This window comes from Verrucomicrobiales bacterium (genome assembly GCA_016793885.1).
GTDB lineage: Bacteria > Verrucomicrobiota > Verrucomicrobiia > Limisphaerales > UBA11320 > UBA11320.
In genome coordinates this window covers 12686-38963 of the sequence record JAEUHE010000197.1, presented here as the reverse complement: position 1 = coordinate 38963, position 26278 = coordinate 12686, and the positions used below count along the sequence as shown (strand labels likewise).

At 60.5% G+C, this 26278-nt stretch carries 17 protein-coding genes; 6 read left to right on the top strand and 11 right to left on the bottom strand.

Going from position 1 to position 26278, the window contains the following annotated elements; genetic code table 11:
• Window positions 1-34 precede the first annotated feature (34 nt).
• On the top strand, window positions 35-1429 hold the full coding sequence (locus JNN07_22545; protein ID MBL9170532.1) for a hypothetical protein: 1395 nt from the start codon (window positions 35-37) through the stop codon (window positions 1427-1429).
• Between the two features lie 2096 nt (window positions 1430-3525).
• Here the strand turns inward: JNN07_22545 and JNN07_22540 are convergent.
• Complete coding sequence (locus JNN07_22540) at window positions 3526-4614, bottom strand: PilT/PilU family type 4a pilus ATPase (GenBank protein ID MBL9170531.1); 1089 nt, start codon at window positions 4612-4614, stop codon at window positions 3526-3528.
• Between the two features lie 36 nt (window positions 4615-4650).
• The gene (locus tag JNN07_22535) at window positions 4651-4977 is read right to left on the bottom strand and encodes a PilZ domain-containing protein (protein MBL9170530.1); all 327 of its coding nucleotides are present in this window, start codon (window positions 4975-4977) and stop codon (window positions 4651-4653) included.
• A 102-nt stretch (window positions 4978-5079) separates the two neighbouring features.
• Here JNN07_22535 and JNN07_22530 point away from each other — a divergent pair, with 102 nt between their 5' ends.
• Window positions 5080-7302 (top strand): cellulase family glycosylhydrolase, encoded by a 2223-nt coding sequence (locus JNN07_22530; protein MBL9170529.1) that lies wholly within the window; start codon window positions 5080-5082, stop codon window positions 7300-7302.
• A gap of 435 nt (window positions 7303-7737) precedes the next feature.
• On the opposite strand, the gene JNN07_22525 is transcribed toward JNN07_22530, so the two are convergent.
• The 5 genes from JNN07_22525 to JNN07_22505 form a co-directional block, all read right to left on the bottom strand.
• Entirely contained in the window at window positions 7738-8262 is a 525-nt protein-coding gene (locus tag JNN07_22525) for a chemotaxis protein CheX (protein ID MBL9170528.1), read from the bottom strand.
• Between the two features lie 63 nt (window positions 8263-8325).
• Window positions 8326-10017, bottom strand: a complete 1692-nt coding sequence (locus JNN07_22520; GenBank protein ID MBL9170527.1) for an amidase — start codon at window positions 10015-10017, stop codon at window positions 8326-8328.
• 369 nt (window positions 10018-10386) lie between these two features.
• Window positions 10387-13680 carry an efflux RND transporter permease subunit gene (locus tag JNN07_22515; protein ID MBL9170526.1) on the bottom strand — a complete coding sequence of 1098 codons (3294 nt, stop codon included), beginning with the start codon at window positions 13678-13680 and terminating at the stop codon, window positions 10387-10389.
• On the bottom strand, window positions 13677-14708 hold the full coding sequence (locus tag JNN07_22510; GenBank protein ID MBL9170525.1) for an efflux RND transporter periplasmic adaptor subunit: 1032 nt from the start codon (window positions 14706-14708) through the stop codon (window positions 13677-13679). Before JNN07_22510 ends, JNN07_22515 begins: the two co-directional genes overlap by 4 nt.
• 13 nt (window positions 14709-14721) lie before the next feature.
• Complete coding sequence (locus JNN07_22505; GenBank protein ID MBL9170524.1) at window positions 14722-16041, bottom strand: TolC family protein; 1320 nt, start codon at window positions 16039-16041, stop codon at window positions 14722-14724.
• Window positions 16042-16170: 129 nt separating this feature from the next.
• Between JNN07_22505 and JNN07_22500 the strand changes: the two genes are divergently transcribed.
• Entirely contained in the window at window positions 16171-16851 is a 681-nt protein-coding gene (locus tag JNN07_22500) for a sigma-70 family RNA polymerase sigma factor (GenBank protein ID MBL9170523.1), read from the top strand.
• Between the two features lie 392 nt (window positions 16852-17243).
• Here JNN07_22500 and JNN07_22495 read toward each other — a convergent pair whose 3' ends face one another.
• Window positions 17244-17495 (bottom strand): zf-HC2 domain-containing protein, encoded by a 252-nt coding sequence (locus tag JNN07_22495; GenBank protein ID MBL9170522.1) that lies wholly within the window; start codon window positions 17493-17495, stop codon window positions 17244-17246.
• 64 nt (window positions 17496-17559) lie between these two features.
• Window positions 17560-18558 carry a LysR family transcriptional regulator gene (locus tag JNN07_22490; protein ID MBL9170521.1) on the bottom strand — a complete coding sequence of 333 codons (999 nt, stop codon included), beginning with the start codon at window positions 18556-18558 and terminating at the stop codon, window positions 17560-17562.
• A gap of 102 nt (window positions 18559-18660) precedes the next feature.
• Between JNN07_22490 and JNN07_22485 the strand changes: the two genes are divergently transcribed.
• From JNN07_22485 to JNN07_22475, 3 genes are read left to right on the top strand one after another with little or no spacing between them, the layout of a single operon-like run.
• Entirely contained in the window at window positions 18661-19845 is a 1185-nt protein-coding gene (locus JNN07_22485) for an efflux RND transporter periplasmic adaptor subunit (protein ID MBL9170520.1), read from the top strand.
• Entirely contained in the window at window positions 19842-23006 is a 3165-nt protein-coding gene (locus JNN07_22480; protein MBL9170519.1) for a multidrug efflux RND transporter permease subunit, read from the top strand. Before JNN07_22485 ends, JNN07_22480 begins: the two co-directional genes overlap by 4 nt.
• A gap of 1 nt (window position 23007) precedes the next feature.
• Window positions 23008-24480, top strand: a complete 1473-nt coding sequence (locus tag JNN07_22475) for an efflux transporter outer membrane subunit (protein MBL9170518.1) — start codon at window positions 23008-23010, stop codon at window positions 24478-24480.
• Window positions 24481-24529: 49 nt separating this feature from the next.
• On the opposite strand, the gene JNN07_22470 is transcribed toward JNN07_22475, so the two are convergent.
• Together JNN07_22470 and JNN07_22465 are read right to left on the bottom strand one after the other, a co-directional pair.
• Window positions 24530-24859, bottom strand: a complete 330-nt coding sequence (locus tag JNN07_22470) for a cytochrome c (protein MBL9170517.1) — start codon at window positions 24857-24859, stop codon at window positions 24530-24532.
• A 12-nt stretch (window positions 24860-24871) separates the two neighbouring features.
• Entirely contained in the window at window positions 24872-26122 is a 1251-nt protein-coding gene (locus JNN07_22465) for a molybdopterin-dependent oxidoreductase (GenBank protein MBL9170516.1), read from the bottom strand.
• Window positions 26123-26278: the final 156 nt, after the last annotated feature.

Genomic DNA, 26278 nt, shown 5'->3' with positions numbered 1-26278 from the left:
AAGGCTTCAGCTTGGGTTCTGGATCTGGGTTGGAATGCTCCTGGGCATCCCAGGGATCAGCCGCAGCGCCCCCTCGATGTCCTACCCGGCGGTGGCCTTTCCTGACTCAAGTCAGTGGGGAAAGCACATCCAACGCACGATGCGGCTGCTCGCCACCAGCACCGCCGGGCAAAGAAACACCGTTCGGATCCTCTTCTACGGTCAATCGATTACCGAGCAAGCCTGGACCCAGGACGTCGAGCAGGACCTGCGACGCCGCTTTCCGCACGCCAACCTGATCGTAGAGAACCGAGCCCTGGGTGGATTCGGTTCACAGATGCTCATCCATACCGCCGAAACGGACCTCTACCCTTTCCAACCCGATCTGCTCATCTTTCACGTGTATGGCGCACACGATAAGTATGAGCAGATCATTCGGCGCACACGCGAGCGAACCACCGCCGAGATCCTGATTCAGACGGATCATGTGACCAAACCGGAACACCTCCAGGAGGAAACCGACCCCGCCAAGCTGCCACCCCTCGGGAAACACTGGGATGCCTTCATGAACCACCACTGGCTGCCCCAGGTGGCGCGGCAGTACGGGGCTGAACTCTGCGACCAGCGATCGCTCTGGAAGGCCTATCTCACTCAGCACCGCCTCGAGCCCCGAGCCTTGCTCCGCGACAACGTGCATCTCAATGCCCACGGCGAATGGCTGATGGCCCAGTGCGTGAAAGCCTACCTTCGCTACGACCCCCGCCTGGGTCCTTCGCCAGCCGAGGATTGGGTTAAAACAGTCGAAGTCGGCCGCAACGTACGCTGGTCGGACGGAACGCTACGCCTCAGCTTTCAAGGCAGTCGAATCGATCTCATTTGCCGCCCTGGACAAGGGGCACCGGCACGGATCCGCATCGACGGCCGCAAACCTTCCGAATGGCCGCAGCTTTACACCTTCACCCGAGCACTCGCTCATCCGGCAGGCAAATGGCGCGTGCGATGGCCGGTAGTGGCACCGATCGAATCACAGCATCCACTGCTGGAGGAGGAGTGGACACTCCAGGCCTCCCAGGCCGATCCCGAGGGAAAGCGGTTCAAGTTCTCATTGAGGGGAACGCGGACCGGACCGGATGGGGAAGGACGTTCGGATCAGCGATTCGTCTCCACCTCCGGGCGTGTGGTCATTGAAACGAACGCTTGGAACGTCGCCTATGCCATGAGTCTGGCGAGCATCAAGTCGGTGCCCGCTGAGTTCCCGGTTACTTGGAAAGTCGAACCTCGCTTTGTGGATGAATTCGTATCGCCCGGAGTGGCGGATCCCGCGGTAGAAACCGCCGTCACCGTCGCCCAAGGCTTGCCCAACACCCGGCACACGTTGGAGATCCGCAGCCCGGTCGAGCCACCCATCCGCGCGATTCGGATCTACACGCCTCCTCGCCAGGCCAGGTAGATGCCAGGTGCCGAGGCGCCGGTGGGCAACTTCGTCTGACCGGAACCTTCTTCCCTACCACCGCGCCCCCTATGGGCCGTAGTTCCCCTGTAGGAGACGGTTGTCCCGCCATAGCTCGGAGCGACGGCGGAAGGTCACGAGGCTTGGTCCCCGGATCACTTTCTCTCAAATGAATGAGTTAGATTTCTCCCAAACCTCCGACTTCCTTCCAAGTCTTTGCGGATCCGTGTCATCCGCGAAATCCGTGGTTTCCATTCTCCCTTATTGGTTTAGCCGCAAGAAACGAAAGACGGCGAAGAACTGCCAAACCCAGGAAATCACTCTTAGCAGCCAGTATCAGAACCAAGAGATTTGACCCCGGTGGGCCAATCCCATGACCAACTCGATGAACGTACGTTCACCGAGTTGGTCATGGGTTGGGTGCAACTTTCAGGGAGCCCAGGGTGGCGTGAGTGGCGAGAATGAAGACGTCATGGGTAAGGGAAACGTGACAAACCACCGTCGGTGGGCTTAGGGAGTTCTATGGACCGCGGTGGCACCGACACCGCTTTTCCTTCGCGCAACAACCATCCAATCCGGTTCCCTCCAACACTGCATATCCGCGTCTATCAGCTCGACCGCTCGCGGAAGGCAGCGGCAAACTGTCGGCGGTACCAGCTGGCAAGCTGCGCCATGCTTTTGAAGAAGCCTCCCGTCTCCCACCTAGCCATACGGGTTGACCCCGCCTTCCTCCCCAAGCGGATCCCTATTTGGCCAGTCGGTTAAGACACAAAGGCGAGCCTAATCCTTGTGCAGAGTGCATGAGACTTTCCATTCGATTTTTCCCGCTCTAGTCCGAACGTGTGCCCACAGATAGGGGTCGCTAAATCACCGCTTACGTCTGATCCACAATGCCAAGAACGTCGGCTCAGAGAACAGGGGGCGAAGAATAGACGTACACCCTCAGGGCAGCTGATCCAGAAAACGCTTCCAGCAATTCCAACCGAAATTCACAACACGTCCGGCGAGGAATCGACCTAATTGGGATACGCAGAGGAGGTGTTGCTAAGTCCAATTCTCCCTCAAACAGTGTCTCACTCGCACCAGGATCAATCGGAACGTAATGCATTTGTGAATTCTTCGCTACAACGGCTACACGCCCACGATTGGTAACCGAAAGTTTCAAACGAGGCTTGACGGTTGAATCGATATTTAACCACTCAACTTCGATTCTACGCGCATTTCTTCCTAGGACGTACGTGAATGCGTGCGAATCTGAATTCGGGGGAAAAGCTGCTACCAAGGCGCGCTTCGGAGAAAAGAGCGTACAGCCTGAAAGAACCAACGCCAGAGCGCTATACAGCAAAGCCCAGAGACACTTATAATCGTCCAAATAATCCTTCATACACTTCGTCAAAGGAATGGATCATACACCGGAGTCCAACCAGGGTAAGCGACCGGTAGGGGTGAGACGATCCAGCCTCCAGACCCACAAACAGCAACCAACCTGATGTTTTCAACTTGTACGGAAAAACAATTTGCGCGGCCTCCCCTTACGTTAACCCAACTTAGCGGACTGGAGGGTGGCAGTCCGCTAAGTTGGGTTAAGCATAACTACAGTACTCAGCTTTTGTGACCGTCGCGGAACCAGAGCCGCCAACAATGCGCACACAAGGCCTAGTAGAGTCAGCAGCGAGGCAGTGAATGAGGTCTTTCGGTTCATAGCCCGGGTAGTTTTTTGTAGCCGCTATCCGAGGAGAGCCAATCCTCCTTGCCAACATCGATAAACACTGTGTTCGGTACGCTAAATTGCCTGCAGGACTGAATGGCCTCCTAGCTAGCCGTGGGCATCTTCGTAGGACCGATTGTCTTCAGCCATTGTTTATACTGCCTCGGATTCAGATTAAGATTCAGAGCAAGGGATGGGACTGTATCGCCATCATCCGGAATGGCGGTGGCTTGTTTCAGTCTAGCCACTATGACCAGTCAGACTGAATTTTCCAACCCCGACTCGGAGTCGGGGTGTATTCTAGCAGGCCGATGCCCATAAGACCCGGGAGCCAAACAAAAGCCCAGCCGTGCACCCTGCAGAACGACATTCTAAGTCCGACGGCCTGCTAGCCCAGGATGCGTTTGCCTTCGCTGAGGAAGATGCCCTGGAAATTCATCTCCAGCGCCTGCGCATTCGTCGCCTTCGCCAAGGCGTCTTTCTCAGAAATCTTCCCCTGCTTCACCAGCTCAAACAAAGCTTGGTTGAAGTTGATCATCCCATCGTCGGTCGCGGTCTCGATGGCGGCGGGCAGTTTGTCCAGCCGGTTTTCCTCAATGAGCTTCCGCACCGTCGGCGTGTTGATGAGAATCTCCTGCGCTGGAGTCATCCCGCCAGCCAGGGTCGGGACCATGCGCTGACAGATCACGGCCTGCAGCGTGCCCGCCAACTGCCGTCGCACCTGCTCCCGTTCCTCCGCCTTGAAGAAATCGAGGATACGCGTCACCGACAGGGAGGCGTTGGTGGTGTGGAGGGTCGAAAGTACTAGATGCCCGGTGTCAGCGGCACTCATGGCCGCCTGAAAGCTGGTCGCATCCCGCATCTCACCCACCATAATCACATCGGGGTCCTGACGCAAAACGTGCTTCAAGGCGTGCTGAAAAGACAACGTATCCAAACCGACTTCCCGCTGCTCGATGACCGACTGATTGTCCTCAAAGACATATTCAATCGGATCCTCCAACGTGACAATGTGTTTCCGGCCATGGGCATTGATGTGCTCGATCATGGCCGCCAGGGTCGTCGACTTGCCAGAGCCCGTGGAACCCGCCACCAGCACGATGCCCCGAGGCGACTCCGCGATCGTCTTGACCGACGGCAACAAACCCAACTCTTCAAACGTGGGCACCTGCGTCTTTACAAACCGCATCGCTAAACACCAGGTCCCACGCTGCTGAAACACATTGGTTCGGAACCGTCCCACTCCAGGCAGAAAGTAGGAAAAGTCGACCTCGCGCTCCGTCTCCAACCGATGTCGCCCATGCTTGGGCACGATGGTATTAACCACGTTCTCCATCCACTCGTTGGTCGGATAGGGACACTCGACTGAAATCAACTGCCGGTTAATTCGGAAGATGACCGGGGTCTCGATCTTGAGATGAATGTCAGAGGCTCCGCCGTCAACGGCGGCTTTCAGGATCCGATTAAAAATTTCCATGCGGTCTAGGTCAGGGTCGGTCTGTGTCCGATCGGTCTACATCGAGTAACTGGACGCCAAAATGTCCAGCCGTGCTCTAGACTGGGCGGAGAGATGCGTGAAGACAAGCGAGACCTGATAGCCGCTGTGCCGATCACCGCTGCAGGCAACCACAACTCCAGTGGCCTGAATGCGGCGGGTATCTGACGGAGCCTCAAGTTCGAGGGTCATTTCCGTCCAGGGAGCGAAAGAACTGGGGCTCCTAAATTCGATTCCGTTCTTATGGACACGGACCGCCCGGGCAGGGAGGGTGAGGCGCTGACCTCCGGATTGGACCAAAAAAGGTCCGAAGGTGAGCGAGGTGTCGAGTTTGCTGGCGCTCATAGATGCAGATTCACCGTAACACAGAGAAACGTGCCGTCAATTGAGGATCTGTTGGATTGGTATTCCTTGCCCCTAACTCCACCCGCCTGCTATTCAAACCTCATGCAGATTCAACGAACTGCAGTGGCCCTGCTGCTCTGGTTCGCCCAGATGCTGGTGCTCGCCCAGCCTCATGGCCCGGCCAGACTCGCGCCCGAAGCCCGCTTGGATGTCTATGGCACCCCCGAAGTGGTCGCCCTGCAGCAACCGGAAGTCCTCCAAGGGTTCGGTACGGTCAGCCGCATCGGCTGGCTCAGAAAAACCGAACAAAACCGGGCTTTTTCAGCTACCTTTCCGCTCACCCTGTTCTCCACGAACGAGATCTCCCTGCAGTTCCTACCTCGCGGGAAAGGAATCGTAACAATTTCATTACTAGGATTTTACGAGAAAGTTCCCCACGAGAAAGAGGCGCTCTTTCAGGAAGAAATTTCCTGGGAAGCCATTGACCTGCAAGGGGCAACCTTCACCCCGGAGACCCAGAGCCTGCTCCGCCTTCCCGTCCGGTCCTGGTTCCGGCAACGCTACGAATTCGGAATCCAGGTCGACCGGGATACCCCGGTGACCATGCGCTTCGCGGCACGGCCGGTAGTGCCCCCGACGGTCGAGATCCCCACTCCACTGGAGAATCAAGAGACGCCGGCTCACCGGAGCGCTCAGCTTCTCGCCAAGGGGATCTCTTTGATCGGCACCTCCGACACGGTTAAGCAGGGGCTTGGCAATGCCATGGCCCGTAGCGGCGAGCTACAACAAATCCAGCGCGAGGGCTTCGACCACGTGCGAATCACCCTGCCCTGGCACGCCCTGGCCGGCAAGGCGCCCGAGTTTCGGGTTTCCGCGGAGGCACTGGCACGACTGGACCTTCTGATCGCCGAGGCCGCCAAGCACAACCTCGCCGTGGTGATCAGCTGGCATGATTTCGACGCCTTCTACGCGGATCCTTCCGCGGAAACCGCTCGCTTCAAGGCAATATGGTCCCAAGTCTCCAGCCACTATGTCGATTTCCCGGCCACCATCGCCTATGAACTGCTGAACCCAGCCGACAACCAAGCCGATACGCCGTCGCTCAACCCCATCTATGCTGAAGTCATTCGAGAAATCCGTCGGGGAAGCCTTGCTCGCACCGTCCTGTGCAGCCCCGGACGCCGAGGCAACCCCGCCGAGCTGGCTCGGCTGCTTCCACCCGAAGGCGAGCGCAACTGGATCGCCTCGCTGAGCAGCCGAGAGCCGGAGTTTTTCAGCCAACAAGCCTTCGGCACCCCCGCTTTAAATCGTCTCACCGGAATCCAGTTTCCCGGTCCGGCTCAACCAGCGCTCTCCGCGGGGTCGGTGGCCGGCCTGGACTTGAACGTTCAAGAATGGCTGGCGCGCTACCAGCGCACACCCACCGATCGAAACCCCTGCGGCCCCCAACCTCTCCTGCACCAGGCCCAGTGGGCCGCTCGGTGGGCGGAACACTACCGACGACCAGTCTATTTTGCCGAACTAGGTTGTGATAGCCGTATCGAGCCAGGCTCCCGTGCCCGCTATTACGCAGCCTGGCGCAGCGCACTGGAGGAAAGTGGATTGGGGTGGGCCGTGTCGGATTGGGGACAGCTTCAACGCTACTGGGATGGCCAAACGCAACAGCCCCTTCCCGGCCTGAGACAGGCACTCTTTCCTGACCGTCAGCCCGCCTCGGCGGCCGCGGGAAACCCAGAGTCGCTCCAACGCGCCCTTCGCCAACTCGAGGATCTGAAGTCGCGGCTCGATACCACGGAACGCCTCTCGGGTAAGGAACTGGACCAACTCAAAGCCCGGACCTCCGATGCCCAACGTCAGGCCCAACAAACACACGACCTCGCCCGCTGGCTGATGGCAGGCCTTCTCGCTCTGACCTTGGTCTTTTTGATTTCCCTGCTCCTCCGCCGCAAGCCCGCCGCAGAGCGGCTCCTCGCCTTGGCCGCACTGGAGGAGTCCAATGACCATCGAAAGCGGGGTCAGAAGATCCTGCCCCCTCAGCTCACCGAAGTGTTGCGTGAGAAAGTTGTCCAGCGGCTGCTGACCGACCGACACCAAGATCGCCTGCTTCACCTGTGCGCCGCCGAGGAACTCGCCACCCTCGAACAACGGCTCTCAGACCTGCAGGCTCCCATCGAGGTTCGGCTGAACGCCTACGAGCGAAAAATACAGGAACTGGAGGCAGAGCTACGGCAGAAGGGCCTGGAAAACCGGGAGCTGCTCGAGACCAAAATCCAGCTCACCAAACAACGTCTCGTCCACGTACGAACCGGCGCAGACTTTCCCTGAACTCTTTCCTCTCCGCGCTCTCCGCGCCTCCGCGAGAGATGCCGGCAGTCCTTCCGCGTCCGGGGAGGGATCTTTTCTCGCGGAGGCGCGGAGAGCGCGGAGGAGCGCAGAGAGGAAGAGCAACTGGTGTCCATCCGAGTCATCCGAGAAATCCGTGGTTAATACTTCCGTCTTAGGTTTCTGTGGAATTCTCCAGGAACAGAGTATGGAAGTCCTTGATGTCCAGTCTCCCAGCACGCAGTGCCATCTAGCGGGGACCCGTGCAAAGCTCGACGGCGTTGCCCCGCTCCATCTCCAAGGAAACCATCAGCAGATCGGCTCTTTTCCGCAGGAAAAATATCTAGCAGCCTGTCGCGACGTTTCCTACGACATTCTTTAGCACAAAGGAGGTTCGAAGCCGGACTCACGTCCGGTCGGGACAAGTCCGACAGGTTGCTAGGGCATCTTTCGAGCCAGAACCCGGACCTGGACGTGATCCAGAATGCCTGGCAGCCGAATCACGTTCTTGGTGGCCACCGAGGTGTTCCGGACGGAAATTCGAGAATTCTCTCCCATGATATACGTGGGGATCGTCAGGCTGGAGTCCAGGCCGGCGGTCGCCAGCTGATTCTTCAGCCCTCCTGCAACCATGTTGGTGAGTTCACCGACAACATCCTTGATTTCTCCAGCTCCCACCTCATCCGTCCCCAGCATGTTTGCGGTCACCTGCCTCGCGGTCTGCTCTGACATCAACAGGTAGACTGCCCCACTCAAAGGTCCGGCAAAGTTGACAAAGCCTCCCACGCCGTTCAGCTGAATGTCAGTCGCATCCTCAGCTTTTGAGACGGGCTCCCCGGACAAGTTCGCCATGGTTCCAAAAACCGAAAGCACCGACTGCTCAACCATGTCCGCAATCTTGCCCGAAAGTTCGCTCATATTGAAAACGCCATGCTTGCTGCTGGTCAGGTTGAACGGCTTCACCCTAGTCAGAATATCAGTCGGCTCTTTTCGCAGAAGCTTGAACCCGTTCTCGCAGTCGACACCCTACTTCACCCCAGTCAGATCAGGACGTCGACGATTCCATTCGGTGGACTCCTGATACACTTGCGCCACCGTCAGGGCATCCGCTTCCCGAAATAGCCCCGACAGGAAACAGACGCTGGGCGGCGGCCCCTGGCCCATCTCTCCATTCGGAACCACCACACACGGGTGACCGGTCATGTTGCTGTACAGCAGCTGATTCCCTCTCCAGCTCGGGGCCACGACCACATCGACCTCGGAGAACAGTCGCTGGAAGTCTTCCATCAATCGGGCACGAATCCGGCCCGCCTGAAGGTAGTCGACGGCGGTGATGAACCGAGCGCTGCGAAAGGTGTTTGGCCAGCTCCCGGCGTCCTGCTGCACGAGCCGGTCGTCCTGATTCTGCCGGGTCAGCTCGTCAAAAGCCATGGCGGCTTCCGCCGCGAGCAGACTATACAAAACTCCCTTCGGACATTTCGGCAGGGTGACCGGTTTCAGCGTCAGGCCCAAAGCCCGCAACGTTTCCAGCGTGTTCTGGTCATTGGTGCGATTGGCGTAGGGTTTCTCCAAGTCTTCGGCCAGATACCCGATCCGAAGTCGGCGTGGATCTCGCCGCCTCGCCGCCGAGAACGGCGCGTCGATGACCGACATATCACGACCGTCCGATCCCCGAATCACCTCCAAAACCAAGGCGCAATCCCAGGCCGAACGCGCCAGGGGTCCCAGCTTATCCAGCGAAAAGCACAGCATCATCGCCCCGCTGCGGCTCACGCGCCCAAAGGTCGGGCGAAGACCCGTCACCCCGCAGACCGTCGACGGCGAAACAATGGAGCCCAGAGTCTCCGAGCCGATCGCGAACGGAACCAGACCGGCCGCCACCGCGCTCGCCGAACCCGCGGAGGAACCCGACGAGCCGGTCGCAGGTTTCCAGGGATTGCGGGTTAAGCCACCATACCAAACATCTCCCATCGCCAACTCGCCCAGGCTCAGCTTGGCCACCAGAACGGCGCCAGCGGCGTCGAGCTTCTCCACCACCGTGGCATCGGCCGCGGCGACCGAATTCGTTCGGAGCGAAATCCCCCAGGTCGACGGAAACCCAGCCACGTCCAATAGGTCCTTCACCCCATACGGAACCCCGTGCAGGGGTCCGCGCCAGCGACCCGACCGAATCTCGCGATCAGCCCGGCGCGCAGATTCGAGGGCGCGCTGCTCGGTCAAAGTCACCACGCAATGCAACGAGGGTCCATACCGCTTCAGCCGATCCAAGAAATAGGTCGTCAGCGTTTCCGAAGAGACGGCTCTAGATCGGAGCAATCCCGCCAACTCCTCCACGGACAGAAACGCCCAATCCGCCCGATCCTGCGGCAGACGAGTCCGTCGAGAAGGTTGCCAGGACGAAACCGACTCCGCTGCCGGCATGACGAAGCCCGGAGGCCGTGGATCAAATCGAAGCGCGGGCATCTGGGGCAGAGCCAGGGAGCTGCCCCGCATCTCCACAACAGCGCTGAGATGATCCTGCAGCCGAGCCATCATCAGGTGTACCTCCGCTTCCGAAAACTCAAGCCCGGCTAAACGGGAAGCGCCGACGACATCCTCCTCCGCAAGCGCAGGCTGGGCTCCCTGGATCTCACGACCGCCTGTGAGTGAGAGCAGGAGCGCGATCCCCAGAAGCATCCGTTGATAGAATCCAGCGTAAGAAGATCCCAATGATTTCATCAGTCCGACGAACCTCGCAGATCCAGCCCAGGGATCAACCCAGAAACGGAAATGGAAGTGGATTGCCCACAAAACACGGACTAGACAAATCGGAAGATGCGGGAGTTTCTCACCTGGGCGGCAGTGGCTCGAACCCGCAGGGTTCACAGACATTAGCCGGGGTGTGGAGCGCAGCGACACCCCCGGTTGGTCGGCCCCTATTCAACAGCACCCTGAAAGGCGTGCCACCCGTCGGCTAATCTCTGTGAACCCTGCGGGTTCTCGGCCGCAGATTCAGGAACTCACCCGAAGGAATGATGAGCTCCTCCAGCTTGTCTAGTCCGCGTTCTTAGCAACAAAGATGAGAGAGGTCTACCGCACTCCAATGCGTCAAGCGCCTCGCGAAGCGTCCTGGGATCGGGGTGAGAAAGTCCGAGCATGAACCCAGTAATAAAAGATCGGAACCGCCATGCGGCTGATCAGCAGCGACGCTATTTCACCGGCCATGAGCGCAATGGCCAGGCCCTGGAAGATAGGATCGGCCAGAATGACGGCGGCACCCACCACCACGGCCATCGCGGTCAGCAACATGGGGCGAAAACGCACCGCTCCCGCATCAACGACCGCATCAGCAAGCGAAAGACCATGGCTCAGCCGCAGCTCGATGAAGTCGACCAGAATGATCGAATTGCGGACCACAATCCCCGCCCCAGCCATGAACCCGATCATCGAAGTGGCGGTGAAAAACGCACCCATGGCCGCGTGGGCGGGGAGGATACCCACGAGTGAGAACGGAATGGCGACCATCACGATCAGCGGCGTGATAAAGGACTTAAACCATCCCACCATGAGCACATAGATCAACACCAGCACCGCGGCGAACGCCAGGCCAAGATCATGAAACACCTCGAGCGTGATGTGCCACTCTCCATCCCACTTCAAGGTCGGAAGACCATCCGTGAACGGCTGGGCGGCGTTCAAGAGCACCAGGTCCTTGACCTGGCCTCCCATCTCCCGCATGTCCCACTGGCGCAAGGCCTCATTCATCTGAAAGATCGCATAGACGGGGCTCTCCACCGCGCCCGCCACATCCCCGATCACATAGGTCACCGGCATCAGGTTCTTGTGATAGATGCTCTTCTCCGCCACCCCATGTTCCAGCCTGACCAACTCACGCAAGGGAACCAGCGGGCCCTCCGAGGAGCCTGAGCTTCGCTGCGCGCGCAACCGCAGTCCCAACAGATCCTCAGGGGTCTGCCGCGCGCTCCGGGGCAGCTCCAACACCAGGCTGACGTCCCGCTTCTCCACCGGATCATGCAGGAGGTCCACCACTTCGGTTCCTGCGGCAATCTTCAGGGCCTGGGCAACCTGCTCCGCGCTGATCCCGTGCATGGCCGCCTTCTCCCGATCCACCACAAATCGGACGCGGGCCTGGTCGGCCTCGCGATACCAATCCACATCCACCACCCCCTCCGTCCGAGCGAACAAATCGCGCACCTTCGCCGCCAGCGCTTCCCGCACCTTCTCGCTGGGACCGTAGATCTCCGCCACCAAAGTCTGGAGCACCGGCGGACCAGGCGGAACCTCCGCGACCGCCACCCGCGCCCCATAGCGGCGGACCACGTCCGCGATCCGCAACCGGACCCGCTTGGCCACTTCGTGACTCTGCGCGCTGCGCCGATGCTTGGAGACTAGGTTCACCTGAACATCCGCGACGTTCGGCCCCCTCCGCATGAAGTAGTGCCGAACCAATCCGTTAAAATTGAAGGGCGAAGCAGTCCCGGCATACACCTGACAATCGAGCACCTCCGGCTCCTGCCGAACCACGGCGGCAATTTCCCGGGCAGCTTGGGCAGTGCGTTCCAACACACTTCCCTCCGGCATATTCAAGATAATCTGAAACTCCGACTTGTTGTCAAAAGGCAACATCTTCACCTTGACCCACCCGAGCGGAACCATCGCCATCGCGCCCAGCAATAGCAGAGAAATCACGCCCAGAAACCCGTACCGCCAACCCCGCTTCATCAACAGCGGCACCATCACCCGACGATAAAAGCGCGTGAAGCCGTCCTCCGGATGCGCCTCAGCGCTCGTGGGGGGCCGAGCTTCCTCACCCGTATCGACTGCCGTTTGGCCGTGACCTCTGAGCTTCAACAACCGCACCGCCGCCCAAGGCGTCACCACGAACGCGATCAGCAGGGACCAGAACATCGCCGCGCTCGCCCCCACCGGAATCGGACGCATGTAGGGACCCATCAGTCCACCCACGAATGCCATGGGCAATACGGCCGCGATCACGGCAAAGGTCGCAAGGATCGTTGGATTTCCAACCTCCCCCACCGCTTCAGCCGCCACTACAAAACGGTCCCGGGAATGGTTCTCCGGCAAACGAAAATGCCGAACCAAATTCTCCACCACCACAATCGCATCGTCGACCAGGATCCCAATGCTAAAGATCAGGGCAAACAAGGTAATGCGATTCAGCGTGAACCCCTGGAGATAAAACACCAGCAGGGTGAGGGCGAGGGTGGATGGAATCGCCACCGCCACCACGATCGATTCCCGCCATCCCAACGTGAACAGGATGAGCAGCGAAACACTCACCACCGCAATGGCCATGTGGAACAGCAGTTCATTGGATTTCTCCGCCGCCGTCTCCCCGTAGTGGCGGGTGATCGACACCTCAACATCAGCCGGGATAATCACACCCTTCAACTGATCGACCTTGCGCAGGACCGCATCGGCCACCTCAATGGCGTTCACGCCCGGCCTTTTCGCCACGCTCAACGTGACCGCCGGACGATCCTCCTCCCGACCCCGACCAAAGAAGACATAGCTCGCCGGCTCCTCGGCGCCGTCCTGGATGGAGGCCACATCCCGCAAATAGACTGGCCGCCCCCCGGAAACCCCCACCACCACGCTGGCTACTTCCGCAGCCGAGCGAAGAAAGCCCCCGGTCTCAATCAGGATGGTTCTGTCTCCAGAGATCAGTTCGCCCGACCGCGATTGACGGTTGGCCTGACGGAGGATCGGTGCCAGATCGGTAAGGGAAAGCTGGCGAGCCGCCAGCCGAAGCGGATCCAAGATCACACGCAATTGCCGCCGTACGCCGCCAATTAACATCGTCTCCGCCACCAAGGGCACCTGCTTGACGGCGTCGTCCACCTGGGCCGCCAACCGTCCCAGGGTCAGATGATCATAACGGGAGGAATGAAAGGTCAGGGCCAGGATCGGCACGTCATCGATGCTCTTAGGCTTGATCAAGGGAAAGGAGACACCCGGAGGGATCCGATCGAAGTTCGAGCGAAGCTTCTCACTCAGGCGCGCCAGGCTCAGTTCCGGATCCTGACCAACCTTGAACCGCACAATGACGAGTGACTCCTCGGTCCGAGAAGTTGAGTAAACATACTCGACGCCGGGAATCTCCCACAGCAGCTTTTCCATCGGACGAGTGGCACGCTCCTCCACTTCCTGAGCCGAGGCTCCAGGCATGGCCACCATCACGTCGATCATCGGAACCTTGATCTGTGGCTCCTCTTCGCGGGGGAGCAGCACCACGGCGGCCAACCCCAAGAGCACGGACGCCAGTACCACCAGGGGAGTAAGCTTGGAATCCAAGAACATCGCCGCCACTCGGCCAGCGATGCCAGGTACCGGGGTCGATTGGGAGGAGGACTGACTCATGGTTGAACAGTGATGGGTTGGCCGTCACGAAGTCCGGAAGCACCTTCCACGACCACGCTCTCTCCCGCCGAAACCCCGGCGAGCAACTCTGTCTCCGCGCCGCTCACACGACCGCTTTTCACCAGGCGCAGCCGGGCGTGTCCCTCCGCAGCCACGAACACAAGCTCCAGCTGACCGCGCGGAATCACCGCAACGCTGGGCACTCGAAGCGATTTCGCCTTGCCCCCTGGCAGATCCACACGCGCAAAGGCCCCAGATCTGAGCCCGGGGGTCGGTGGAAGATCCAGCTTCACGAGAAGGGTTCGGCTGGCTGGATCCGCGGCTGGCGAGATCTCGCTCACCACCCCTTGCAGCGGCCCGTCCCAAGAGGGAGCTCGCACGGGCAGAGCCTGGCCCGCTTGAAGGTGGCGGATCAGGGACTCCCCAACCTGCACCTCCAAACGCATTGCCTGAGGATCCTCCAACTCAAACAATAGTTTCCCTGGCATCGCCAGATCGCCCGTCTCGACGGATTTTGAGGTGACCACCGCGTCAAAGGGAGCGGCGATCTCGCCATTTCCGGCCAGCGATTCTAATTCTTTGACCGCCGCCGCTGCCGCTCGAGCCCGCGCTTGGATGGACTCAAACTCCGCGGGCGTAGCCGCCTGGCGCTCTAACAGGGAGGCCATGCGCCTGAAGTCATTACGAGCTTGCTCATCGACAGCCCTAGCCTGCTCCAGGCGAGCCCGAGTCTCGGACACCTCGAGCCTCACCAAAACCTCACCGGCACGGACGGTCTGTCCCACGACCACCAAAACCTCGAGAACACGGCCCGAGACCTTCGCTTCGATCCTCGCTTGGCGCTTGGACCTAACCGTGCCCATGGTTTCCTCGATGAGCTCAGTCTCCCGAGCCTCCAACCGATGGACGGTCACCAAGGCCGAAGGAAGGGTTTCGGTCGAACCCGGATTCGGTTCGTGATGTCGACATCCGGTCCCGAGCGCGAGCAGCGCCAAGGCGGACAGAGCGAGCAGAAGGTTTGGTTTCATGAAAGGCAGCAGGTTAAGGAACTGGGGCAACTTGGGATAACCCGAGCGCCCGACGCAAGGCCGCGATAGCAATGCGCTGGTCGGCTCGAGCTTCGACCTGTCGCACACGGGCCGTGGTGAGGGCCGTCTGCGCATCCGTCAGTTGCAGGCCGAGCGCGAGTCCTTGTTCAAATCGGGCACGGCTCAGGGCCACACTCTCCTCCGCCTGAGCAATGGCGGCCCCGCTCACAGCCAATCGCTCCGTCGCGCCTTCTAGCTGCACACGCGCCTCGGCTAATTCGAAATCGATGGAGAGCCGCAGCTTCTGCTCCTGTTCCTGGACGGCATCGGCGTTGGCTCGGGCTTCAGCTACTCTCGATTGGGTCAGCTTGCCATCCCAGACATCCCACTGAACCATGAGTCCCGCGGTGTAGCTCCGGCCATTTCCATCGGTTTTCCAGCCGGAGTCGGAGTCCAGGCTGCCGAATGCCGAGACGCGTGGCTGATAGCCCGCTCTAGCCCGCAGAACCTCCTGGTCGGCGCTCCGCCTCAGGGCCTGAATCACACGCCACTCCGGACGCCGCGACGCATCGCCGTCGGCCGGAGGCGGCAGTTCCATCACCGTCCCCTCCAGGCTCAACGCCCCCGGGTCCATTCCCAACAGGTTGCACAACGCATGCTCGGCGATCGCGTGCGCGTTCCGAGAGCGCACCAGTTCCTCGCGGGCTTGGGCAACACGCACTTGCAGATCCAAAACCTCACTGCGAAGAATGGCTCCGCTCTGCAGCCGCTGGCGGGCGACTTGAAGGTGTCCCTCAAACGACTTCAATCCCGCCTCCGCCACCTCGACCACCGATCGCGTCTTATGGACTGTGTAAAAGGTGCGAGCGACTTCAAAGGCCAGGGTGTGGCGAACTTGCTCGGCTTGAGCCTCGGCCATCTCGGATCGAGCCTTTGCTCCCTCCCGACCCGCCCGGGTTCGGCCGCCCGTGTAAAGTGGATAGGTCAGCACCCCACGCAGGTTCAGGTTGTCCACGTCGGGCACATGATTGAAATCCAGTGAATTCCCAAAAGCGCGCTGATTGAGCAGGCTGCCAAACACCTGCATTGGGTTGTCGGTCCGCGTATAGCTGGATTGGAGCTGAAGCTGAGGCCACAGCCCGGCATTCGCCTGCGCAACGCCAGCACGCGCCGCCCGCATCCGATGCACCGCGATCCGCGCGTCCGGACTGTTCGTCTGAGCGTGGGCGATGAGACGAGCCAACGTCCAAACCTCAGCCTCAGCGGCTGAGGCTGCTCCGATCCTCGGAGAGACGAGCACCAAACTAAGGCACATTATGGCAAATATCTTCATATCCGTTCGAATCAACGGGCGGCCGAACCCCATCGGTTACAGCCCCATCCTCCCTGAGCCACCAACCCCGTTTTAGTTACAAAGAGGCCCGCCGCTTTTCAGGCTCGCCACCGAAAGCTTTACCCGCGTATGAATGCCCGGTACATGTTGAGCGGTAAGCCAGTCCCCTCCGCAGAGAATGCGTCTGATCCATCAGACGAAGACCTCGTCAGCCGAGCGAAATCAGGAGAACTGGCTGCTTTTGAAGCCCTGGCTACCCGCTACGAACGTCGTCTCTACACCCTCGCCCGTCGGATCACCGGCAGTCACGAGGATGCCCAGGATGTCACCCAGGAAGCTTTGCTGAGTGCCATGGACCATCTGGCAGGGTTCCGAGAGGAGGCTCGATTCGGCACCTGGATCCAACGGATCGCCACGCACGCCGCCCTTAAGATCCTGCGCAAACGCAAAGGTCTGCCCACCGTTTCTTTGGAAGCCAACACCGAGCCGGGAGAAGGTTACAGCAACGTGCCTCACCCGGAATTCATCGCCGATTGGAACCAGTCTCCGGAAAAGCTGGTCGACAGCCGGGAAACCCTCCAGCAAGTGGAATCCGCCCTCGAGCAACTCGATGAAAAGCACCGGCTCATTTTCCTGCTCCGGGATGTGGAAGGCTTCTCCATCAAAGAAACCGCGGCCGAATTGGGACTGAGCGAAGCCAACGTTAAAGTGCGCTTACTGCGCGCCAGACTGCAACTGCGCGAACAAATGACCCGCGCCTTCGGCGATCCCGCCACTCAGCTCAAACCCCACGCCCACGAGCACGACTAGCACGCCGACGGCCCTCCCCATGAACCAAGCCTCGTTACCTCGGCTCCTACAAGGCTAGAAAGGAAGGCCGAAAGGACTTGCACCGCCGAGACGGGAAGGGCGCAGAGAGGGAGAGCAACTGATGAACCACGGATTTCGCTGATTCCACGGATTAAGAATCCTGACGGGATCGGAAGTGAAACCCCCTTCTTCTCTTCCATCCGAGTCATCCGAGAAATCCGTGGTTAAAACTTCCGTCGTAGGTTTCTCTGGAACTCTCTCCTCTCCGCGCTCTCCGCGCCTCCGCGAGTGATTCCGGCAGTCCTTCGGAGTCAGGGGAGGGATCGTTTCTCGCGGAGGCGCGGAGAACGTGGAGGAGCACTAAATCAGTGAGAACCGAGGCACTGTGCATTCTAGGACTCGGACGAAGTCACCCTCTGAGCCCACTTTTCCCGAAGCGCCTGATGCAAACGTTCGCGAAACGGGATAGGGAGATCATAGGGGACCCCATCCTTGTACAAAACGATGGTTTTCCGGATGTTGTCCACCACCACCTGGCAAGGACTGCACCCCGCCATGTGCTTCTCAAACTCTTCACAGATGCCCGGATCGACGGTTCCGTCGACATATTCGTTCAGCATCGCAAGTAGTTCTTCGCACTTCATAGGCAAACCTTAATCAAAGTGTTCCCGGGGCTTATTGAGCCAGAAAAACCGAGAAAGTTACAAATCAAACTGGACTCCTTTCACGAAAAGGCGGGACGGACGGCCTGCGCCCTTCCTGCCCCCGCGCCCCACGCCGCAGGTTCGGATGGGTGAGATCTTCGATCAGACGGGGCACCTCAGTCGCGGCAAAGTCGACGAACGCCCTCACCCGCCCCGGAAGATGACGGCCCGGTGCATACGCGACCTGCACATCGACCGCCGGCACCCGCCACTCCGGAAGCAGGTGGATCAACCCGCCCCCGGCCAGCGCATCTCCCACCAGCCAGTCAGGCTGAATGGTCATTCCCGCACCGGCGATGGCAGCCTCACGCAAAGCCGTCACGCTATCCAAAAGGAGGACCGGACTCAGCTTAACCATCCGGTGCTCCTCCCCCCTCACCAGTTGAATGCGATCACGAAGGTAAAAGTGCGGTTGAAGCGCACCAATCCAGGGTAACAACTTAAGTTCAGCGGGTTTTCGGGGAATTCCACGTTCGCGCAGCAGGGAGGGTGCCGCCACCAAGAGCCGGGAGAGTTCAGCGATTTTTCGAACGGCAACCGAGCCGTCTGTCACCCGACCGACGAGGACGCCACAGTCAAATCCCTCTTCCACAAACTTGCTGGGACGGTTGATCAGGTGAAGCTCGGCCGTCACCAGCGGATAGCGTTGACGAAATGACGCCAGCAACCGCGGGACGATCCACTGACCAAAATCGACCACCGCCACGACGCGCAAATGCCCGCGGGGCGTGTCCTGCTCCTCGCGCAACCTCTGACTGGCGGCCTCCGCCATTCCCAGCAAGTCGCGCGCGTCCTCCACCAATCGCCGTCCCGCCGCGGTCAAACTCATGGTGTGGGTGTCCCGACGGATCAACGAAACGCCAGCCGACCGCTCGAGCTGACTGAGTTGACGGCTAAGCGTCGGTTGAGAGACGTTTAACACCCGCGCGGCGGCCGAGATGCTCCCGCTCTCGGTTATCCTGACGAACGCTCTCAGAAGCCGGAGATCTTCCAATCCAGTCATGCGTGAAGTGAATAACGGATATACGCAACTGCGTCTAGGCAAACGCGGCAGGTCGCTTAAGATGATTTCAGGCGACCGCTCGGCGCCACTCGTTCCTCGACTATGAAGATACATCACATCGCGGGTGTGGGACTCGCCATTGCCCTGGCCGGCTGCAGCAAGCCTGCGCCGCGCCCCACCGCGCCATCCGTGCCCAGTGTGTCGGTAGCCCGTCCCGTTGCCGAAACGGTGAACGAGTGGGATGAATTCACGGGCCGCCTGGCCTCACCGGAAACGGTCGAGATCCGGGCGCGAGTTCCCGGCTACATCGATCGGGTTCATTTCAAAGAGGGGGGCGACGTCAAGGTAGGTGACTTGCTCTTCACTATCGACCCCCGTCCCTACCGCGCCGTGGTCGATCGAGTCACCGCTGAACTGGGTGCTGCTCGCGCCCGCGCCGAACTCGCCCGAAGCGAGGCGAAACGCGCCGAGGGCCTGGCGGCCAGCAAGGCCATCTCGACCGACACCTTCGAGACCCGTGTCAAGACCGCCACCGAGGCCGCAGAAGCCGTTCGTTCCGCCGAGGCGGCGCTGAAGGTCGCTCAACTCGATCTCGAGTTCACCGAAGTCAGGGCACCCATCGCCGGCCGCATCAGCGATGCCCGCGTGACCGCCGGCAACCTGGTCACGGGCGGGAGCGCTTCCTCCTCCACCCTCCTGACCACGATTGTCTCCCTCGACCGGATGTACTGCTACCTCGATGTGGACGAAGCTTCCGCTCTGCGCTACCGACAACTCTATCGGGAAGGCAAGCGCGCCAGCGCGCTGTTCGGACCGATCCCAGCCGAGATGGGGCTGGGCAACGAACAGGGTTTCCCCCACCAGGGCACGATCGACTTCGTGGACAATCAGCTCAATCCAGCCACGGGCACCATCCGCGTCCGCGCGGTCTTTCCCAATGGCGACAAGCTCATGGCTCCGGGATTCTTCGCGCGGGTTCGCATGCCCGGAAATGGTGAATACCCGGCCCTGCTCATTCGGGACATCGCCATCGGAAGCGATCAGGGACGAGCCTTCGTGCTGGCCTTGGATGACAACGACACCGCGACCTACCGAACCATCAAACCCGGTCCCATGGTCAAGGGGCTTCGAGTGGTGCGCGAGGGGCTGACGGAGAAAGACCGAATCATCGTGAACGGTTTGATGAGCACGCGGGCGGGGACCAAAGTGAACCCCCAGCTGGTGCCGATGGCCACCAACACGGTTGCCACAGCCGAGACCGCGCCCAAGACCGGGACAACGCCATGAGCATCCCGCGCTTTTTCGTCGACCGCCCCATCTTCGCCGCCGTGCTCAGCATCCTGATCACGCTCCTGGGAATCCTGGCGTTTTTCGCGCTCCCGGTCGCGCAGTATCCCGACGTCGCCCCTCCCACGGTCATTGTCTCCGCCACCTATCCAGGAGCCGATGCCCAAACGCTCGCCGAGACGGTCTCAACACCGCTGGAGCAGGAGATCAACGGTGTGGAACGAATGCTCTACATGTCATCCTCCAGCACCAGTGATGGCAAAGTGCAGATCACGATCACGTTCGAACTGGGGACCGACCTCAATGAAGCCCAGGTACTGGTGCAAAACCGTGTCAACAGCGCGTCGCCCCGACTGCCTGAGGACGTGCGACGACTGGGCATCATTGCCCGCAAGCAGTCCCCCGACCTCACGTTGGCGGCTCAATTCTACAGCCCCGATGGCTCACGGAACGTCGCCTACCTCGCCAACTACGTCACGCTCCAAGTGCGAGATCGCATCGCACGCATCAAAGGGGTCGCCGAAGCGAATTCCCTGGGCGGTCAGGATTTCACCATGCGAATTTGGCTGGATCCCGACAAGCTCGCCGCCCGCCACCTCACCGCCGGAGATGTCACCCGGGCGCTGAGGGAACAAAACCTGCAGATCGCCGCCGGCTCCCTCGGCCAACCCCCGGTGCCTTCAGGAACCGATTTTCAATACACCCTGGTGGCTCAGGGTCGGCTGATGACAGCCGAACAATTCAGCGCCGTGGTGGTAAAGACGGGCGCAGAGGGAGAAGTCACGCGGGTGGGAGATGTCGCCCGAGTCGAATTGGGCGCGCGGGACTACTCCACCAAAACCTACATGGACGGGTACAACGCCGTGTCCCTTCGGGTATTCCAGCTGCCCGGCAGTAATGCTTTGGAAACTGCGGACGAGGTGTACGCCACGCTGCTCGAGCTCAAGAAAGATTTCCCGCCCGGCGTGAATTACCGGATCAACTACGATCCCACTCAGTTTATTCGGGCCTCGGTTCAGGCGGTGCTGTGGACCTTGCTGGAAGCCATCGTCTTGGTGGTCATTGTGGTGGTGGTCTTTCTGCAGAGCTGGCGGGCCTCCATCATCCCCCTCCTGGCTGTCCCCGTCTCGCTGATCGGCACGCTGGCGGTAATGAAGCTGTTCGATTTCTCGCTCAATAATCTGTCTCTCTTCGGCATCGTGCTGGCCATCGGCATTGTCGTGGATGACGCGATCGTCGTGGTCGAAAACGTGGAGAGGTTTATCTCCAAAGGGCTCAAGCCGCGCGCCGCGACCCTTCAGGCGATGGCCGAGGTAACCGGCCCGGTGATCGCGGTGGCCTTGGTGCTCTGCGCCGTGTTCGTGCCCACCGCTTTTATCACGGGCATCACTGGCAAGTTCTATAAGCAGTTCGCCCTGACCATCGCGGTCTCCACGGTCATCTCCGCGTTCAACTCCCTCACTCTCAGCCCTGCCCTGTGCGCGCTGCTCCTGCCTGAGCACGGGGCGCCCAAGGACCGCCTCACCCGGATCCTGGATGCCGTGTTCGGCTGGTTCTTCCGCGCGTTTAACCGGGGTTTTCAAAGCGCCGGAGATCTCTACGCCGGCCTCGTGAAACGGTTGCTCCGCATCACCACGCTGGTTCTGGTCGGATACGCGGGTCTCGTCGGACTAGGTCTATTCACGTTCGCCAAAGTGCCCACCGGGTTCATTCCCGTGCAGGACATGGGTTACTTCATCGTCGTGATTCAACTGCCCGATGCCTCATCCTTCGAACGAACCGATGCCGTGGTCCGCGAGGTGGATGCGATGGCGCGAACCATCCCCGGTGTCAGCCATACGTTCGCGATCTCCGGCTACTCCTCCGTGCTGCAGGCCAACCAGCCCAACGTAGGCGCCGCGTTCTTGGTGCTGGATTCATTTCAGAACCGAAAAGACCCGGCTCTGCGGGGCGATCGCATGCTGGCCACTATTCGTCAGAAATTCTCCTCCATCCAGGAGGGGCGGGTGCTGGTGCTTCCACCGCCATCCCTGCGCGGATTAGGAAATGCGGGCGGGTTCAAAGTGCAAGTCCAGGACCTCAACAACGCCGGCCTCATCCCCCTCGAAGGCGCCACCCGCCTGCTCTTGGAAGCGGCTCAGCGGGATCCTGATTTCGTGTCGCTGATTTCCGGCTTTCGTGCGAATGTGCCCCAATATCGCATCCAAATCGATCGCGCCAAGGCCAAGAGCATGGGAGTCAGCATGGCCGATGTCGGTGAGACCCTCCAGACGTTCATGGGCTCCGTCTATGTCAATGACTTCAACTTGTTCGGGCGAACCTGGCAGGTCTATGCGCAGGCCGAACCCCGGTTTCGCGTCACGCCGGATAGCATTCATCAGCTGAAAACCCGAAACTCCCGAGGCCAGATGGTTCCGCTTGGGGCCCTCGCCAAAGTGGAGAAAATCGGCGGTGTGGATCGCTTGCAACGTTACAACCTCTTCTATTCGGCCGACATCAGCGGCAGCACGGCACCGGGCGTCAGTTCCGGTCAGATGATCTCAAAAATGGAGAAACTGGCCCGGGATGTCCTGCCATCAGGATTCACCATCGAATGGACCGATCTCACCTACCAGCAGATCATTGCCGGGAATACGATTCTCTTTATCTTCCCGCTCTGCGTCGTGTTCGTGTTTCTCGTGCTCGCGGCGCAATACGAAAGCTGGGGCTTGCCGCTGGCGGTCATTTTGATCGTGCCGATGTGCTTGTTGAGCGCCATGGGCGGAGTCTGGCTCAATGGACGCGACAACGACATCTTCACCCAGATCGGCTTGGTGGTTCTGGTCGGGTTGTCCGCCAAAAACGCCATCCTGATTGTTGAGTTCGCCCGCCAGCGCGAGCAGGCGGGACTCGATCGCTTCAGCGCAGCCGTCGAGGCCTGCCGACTCCGGCTGCGCCCGATTCTGATGACGAGTTTTGCCTTCATCCTGGGGGTAGTGCCGCTGCTGCGAGCCACCGGCGCCGGGGCCGAGATGCGCCAGGCCCTGGGAACCGCAGTATTCTATGGAATGCTGGGCGTGACCTTCTTCGGACTGCTGCTCACGCCCGTGTTCTACCTGGTGGTGCGCGCAGCCAGTGGCAATAAGTCTCAGGCGATGACGCCGCCCCCCTCCCAATCCTGATATGACCCGCTTTCACACCCAGTTCTCCCGGTTGATCGATATACTCTGCTGCACCTCAACCCTGCTGCTTGCCACGGGATGCGCCGTCGGACCCCGCTACCGTCAACCGACGAACCTCCATCCAGCCCAGTTCGAGCAAGCCGGCGCGCTCGGCGACACCTCCGCGCCGGCCGAAACCGAATGGTGGCGCGGCTTCGGCGATCCCCTCATGGAGTCGCTGATCCACTCCGCCGCCACCAACAACCACGACCTTCGGATCGCGCAATCGCGGCTTCAGGAGGCACGGGCTCTCTGGACCCAGGCACGCTTTGACTTCGCTCCCACGATACGAAGCCAAAACTATTACGAGAACACCCAAACCAGCCGAGCCACCCAGTCGGACCGCGATCGCTCCGGCCGACACAACGAACTGTATCGAGTCGGTTTCGACTCCACCTGGGAATTGGACTTGTGGGGAAAATCCCGCCGCAACGTGGAGGCGGCCCGAGCCACCATCGAAGCTGTCGAAGCCTCTCGGGACGATGTGCTGATCAGTGTACGGGCCGAGGTCGCGCTCAATTATTTGGATCTGCGTGGCCTGCAAAATCAGCTGGTCGTGGCCGAGCGCAATGCCACGAACCAGACCGAAATCCTGGTCCTGGCGCAAGCGCTCCGCGACGGCGGACAGGGCACCCAACTGGACGTCGCTCGGGCGCGATCGCTCCTGAATGCCACGTTGGCCACCATCGCTCCGCTGCACTCCGACCTCGAGCAAGCCAAACATCGGCTGGCCGTTCTGTGCGGGCTTCCTCCGGCTGGCCTGAAGGAGCAACTTCGCCCCACTGCCCCCTTGCCTACCCTCCCGACCCAGGTGCCCCTGGGATCTCCGGCCGATCTGCTCCGCCGAAGACCGGATCTACGGTCGGCAGAACGGTCGCTGGCGGCGGCCACCGCCCGCATCGGGGTCGAAACCGCAGACCTTTTCCCGAGTGTCACCTTCGTCGGCAGCATCGGACTCCAGGCTAACCGGTTCTCCGGATTCGGCGATGCGGGAACCGATGCCTGGGGCTTTGGACCTCACCTATCCTGGGCCGCGCTGGACCTTGGTCGGGTACGCCAACGCATCAAAGCGGCCAATTCTCGCGCTGAAGGGGCTCTCGTCACCTATGAAAAGACGGTTCTCCTGGCCCTCGAGGAAACGGAAAACGCTTTAGTTGGCTTTTCGGGACAGCGCCAGCGCCTGGGCTTTCTGAGGGAAGCCGAACGCGCGGCCGCCGAGGCTGTGGCCCTCGCCCGCCAACGCTATCGGGATGGGGTTTCGGATTTCCTCGGGGTGCTTGATGCCGAGCGTACGCTGTTGAGCCTCCAGGAACAGCTGGTCGCGAGCGAGACACTCACCGCCACGAGCCTCGTTCGCGTTTACAAATCACTGGGAGGCTCCCCGCTCGCCACCACGTCCGCCACCGCCACTCCCAGCAAGGCCGGGAACCGCTAAGCGAAGGCACGGCCAGCCCATCTGCGCCCCCGCACGGTAGAAGAACGAATCACTTACCTGAGGGAGTTGGTTTGCCGTAAACTTGGGTGAGGTAGTCCACGAGGTTCGTGACCTGGCCGGCGGGGATCGGCGCGCCGTATTTCTCTCTCATTTTCTTCACCGAGGCCTCCCAGCCCGCACGCGTCAGACGAGGCTGTGTGCTGACATAGTCCGCCGAGTGACACAGAAGACAGTGGGTGGTGGCCAGTTCCACTCCCGGCCCAGCCTTCAGCTTGGCCGTCTCAGGCGGCAGGAGCCAGGCGTCCGCCGCCACTCCCGCCACTCCCGAAAGCACCAGCGCCACTCCCGCCATCGCCAACTGCCGAAAGTTCGTGTTCATCCTCATTCCCTGTTAAAGTACTTCCAACCGGACCCGCTCCACCACGTTGCGTAGGTATCCCGCCGGATTCCAGAGCGGATCCATCGGCTGAGACTGTCCCAAGCGATTCGTCGCTTTCACCAGCAATTCCACGGTGCCTTTCCTCTTGGACACGTATGGCAGGCTCCATTCGCGGAAGGAATATTTACCGAGATCCTTGCCGAGATCAGCCTGACGCCAAGTGGTTCCGCCATCATCCGACACCAGCACTTGTGCGATGCCATACCCGCCGTCAAACGCAATTCCACGCACCGTCACGGGCTCACCGGAGGAAACCCGACTCCCTTCCGCCGGGCTCGTGATGAATGAGCGCACATTAAACCGCTGGATCGGAACCGTTTTGGTGGGAGCCGTTCCCGGCTCAAGACAGCCGCAGGCATTATCGGGGATTCGGTACGCCGTGCTCATCCAATATCCGGCATACACCTCGTCCACCACCGTGATCTCATGAAGGTGCTTGATCCAGTAGGTTCCATAGTGCCCGGGAACCACCAACCGCAGAGGATACCCGTTCAGCCAGGGAAGCTCCTCGCCATTCATTTCGTAGGCGAGCATCACGTCGCCATCGAGCGCGTGGTCCACATCCAAGGCCTTCACAAAGTCGGGCGTCTGGGGCAGCAAGGGCTTGTCGAGCCCGTTAAAGGTGACTTGGCGCGCACCGGCAGCTAACCCAGCTTTGTTGAGCACGTCCTTCAGCCGAACGCCCCGCCAGCGGGCGTTACCCATGGCCCCATTTCCGGACTGCCCCCCCGGGACCCGCGGCTGTGAGAACCCACGGCTGTTGCCCGAGCACTGATTCACCGCCACTACTTCTACTGCGTCAAACTGAGACTTCAGGTCGGCGACCGACAGCTTCAAGGGCTGCTGGACTTTGCCCTGAACCGTCACCTGGAAGGCATCCGGTCGCAACGACGCCTCAGGAGGGGGCGAGAGCGCCAAATGATAGCGCACAAAGAAAGCGTCGTTGGGAGTGAGGACTCCCTCGCCATACACGCTAAATGGAGTTTCCAACTGCGGCGGGCGACTGGTCAACCGCAACATCGGACGCTTCTGCGGATATCGAACCAGCGGCCGCTCCCCGTTGTCGAAAGGTAACTCCGTCGCCTCCTCCGCCCGAAGCGAGGGCACCGATCCCGCCGTCAGCGCGGCTATCCCCGCAACGGCGCCTGCCCGCAGGAAACTGCGACGATCCCCAACCCGTTCATCGGATGAAAAAAATGCCATGGCTGTTGGAGCAGCCTGAAAGAAAATCCTGGATCAGTCCAGTGGGAAGAGGTCGCACCCTGGCATCGGGGCGTGATCTGAGTGATGGGTTGGAGTTTTCGAATGCGAATCGCTCGGGAACAGGGTTCAGGTGTCGGTTTCTACCGCCGGAAATCC

Coding starts and splice junctions, on each gene's coding strand:
- JNN07_22515 (MBL9170526.1), bottom strand. CDS start 13,680: ATGAGTCAGTCCTCCTCCCAATCGACCCCGGTACCTGGCATCGCTGGC.
- JNN07_22495 (MBL9170522.1), bottom strand. CDS start 17,495: ATGAAGTGCGAAGAACTACTTGCGATGCTGAACGAATATGTCGACGGA.
- JNN07_22490 (MBL9170521.1), bottom strand. CDS start 18,558: ATGACTGGATTGGAAGATCTCCGGCTTCTGAGAGCGTTCGTCAGGATA.
- JNN07_22485 (MBL9170520.1), top strand. CDS start 18,661: ATGAAGATACATCACATCGCGGGTGTGGGACTCGCCATTGCCCTGGCC.
- JNN07_22535 (MBL9170530.1), bottom strand. CDS start 4,977: ATGAGCGCCAGCAAACTCGACACCTCGCTCACCTTCGGACCTTTTTTG.
- JNN07_22465 (MBL9170516.1), bottom strand. CDS start 26,122: ATGGCATTTTTTTCATCCGATGAACGGGTTGGGGATCGTCGCAGTTTC.
- JNN07_22505 (MBL9170524.1), bottom strand. CDS start 16,041: ATGAAGATATTTGCCATAATGTGCCTTAGTTTGGTGCTCGTCTCTCCG.
- JNN07_22500 (MBL9170523.1), top strand. CDS start 16,171: ATGAATGCCCGGTACATGTTGAGCGGTAAGCCAGTCCCCTCCGCAGAG.
- JNN07_22540 (MBL9170531.1), bottom strand. CDS start 4,614: ATGGAAATTTTTAATCGGATCCTGAAAGCCGCCGTTGACGGCGGAGCC.
- JNN07_22470 (MBL9170517.1), bottom strand. CDS start 24,859: ATGAACACGAACTTTCGGCAGTTGGCGATGGCGGGAGTGGCGCTGGTG.
- JNN07_22510 (MBL9170525.1), bottom strand. CDS start 14,708: ATGAAACCAAACCTTCTGCTCGCTCTGTCCGCCTTGGCGCTGCTCGCG.
- JNN07_22480 (MBL9170519.1), top strand. CDS start 19,842: ATGAGCATCCCGCGCTTTTTCGTCGACCGCCCCATCTTCGCCGCCGTG.
- JNN07_22530 (MBL9170529.1), top strand. CDS start 5,080: ATGCAGATTCAACGAACTGCAGTGGCCCTGCTGCTCTGGTTCGCCCAG.
- JNN07_22475 (MBL9170518.1), top strand. CDS start 23,008: ATGACCCGCTTTCACACCCAGTTCTCCCGGTTGATCGATATACTCTGC.
- JNN07_22545 (MBL9170532.1), top strand. CDS start 35: ATGCTCCTGGGCATCCCAGGGATCAGCCGCAGCGCCCCCTCGATGTCC.
- JNN07_22520 (MBL9170527.1), bottom strand. CDS start 10,017: ATGAAATCATTGGGATCTTCTTACGCTGGATTCTATCAACGGATGCTT.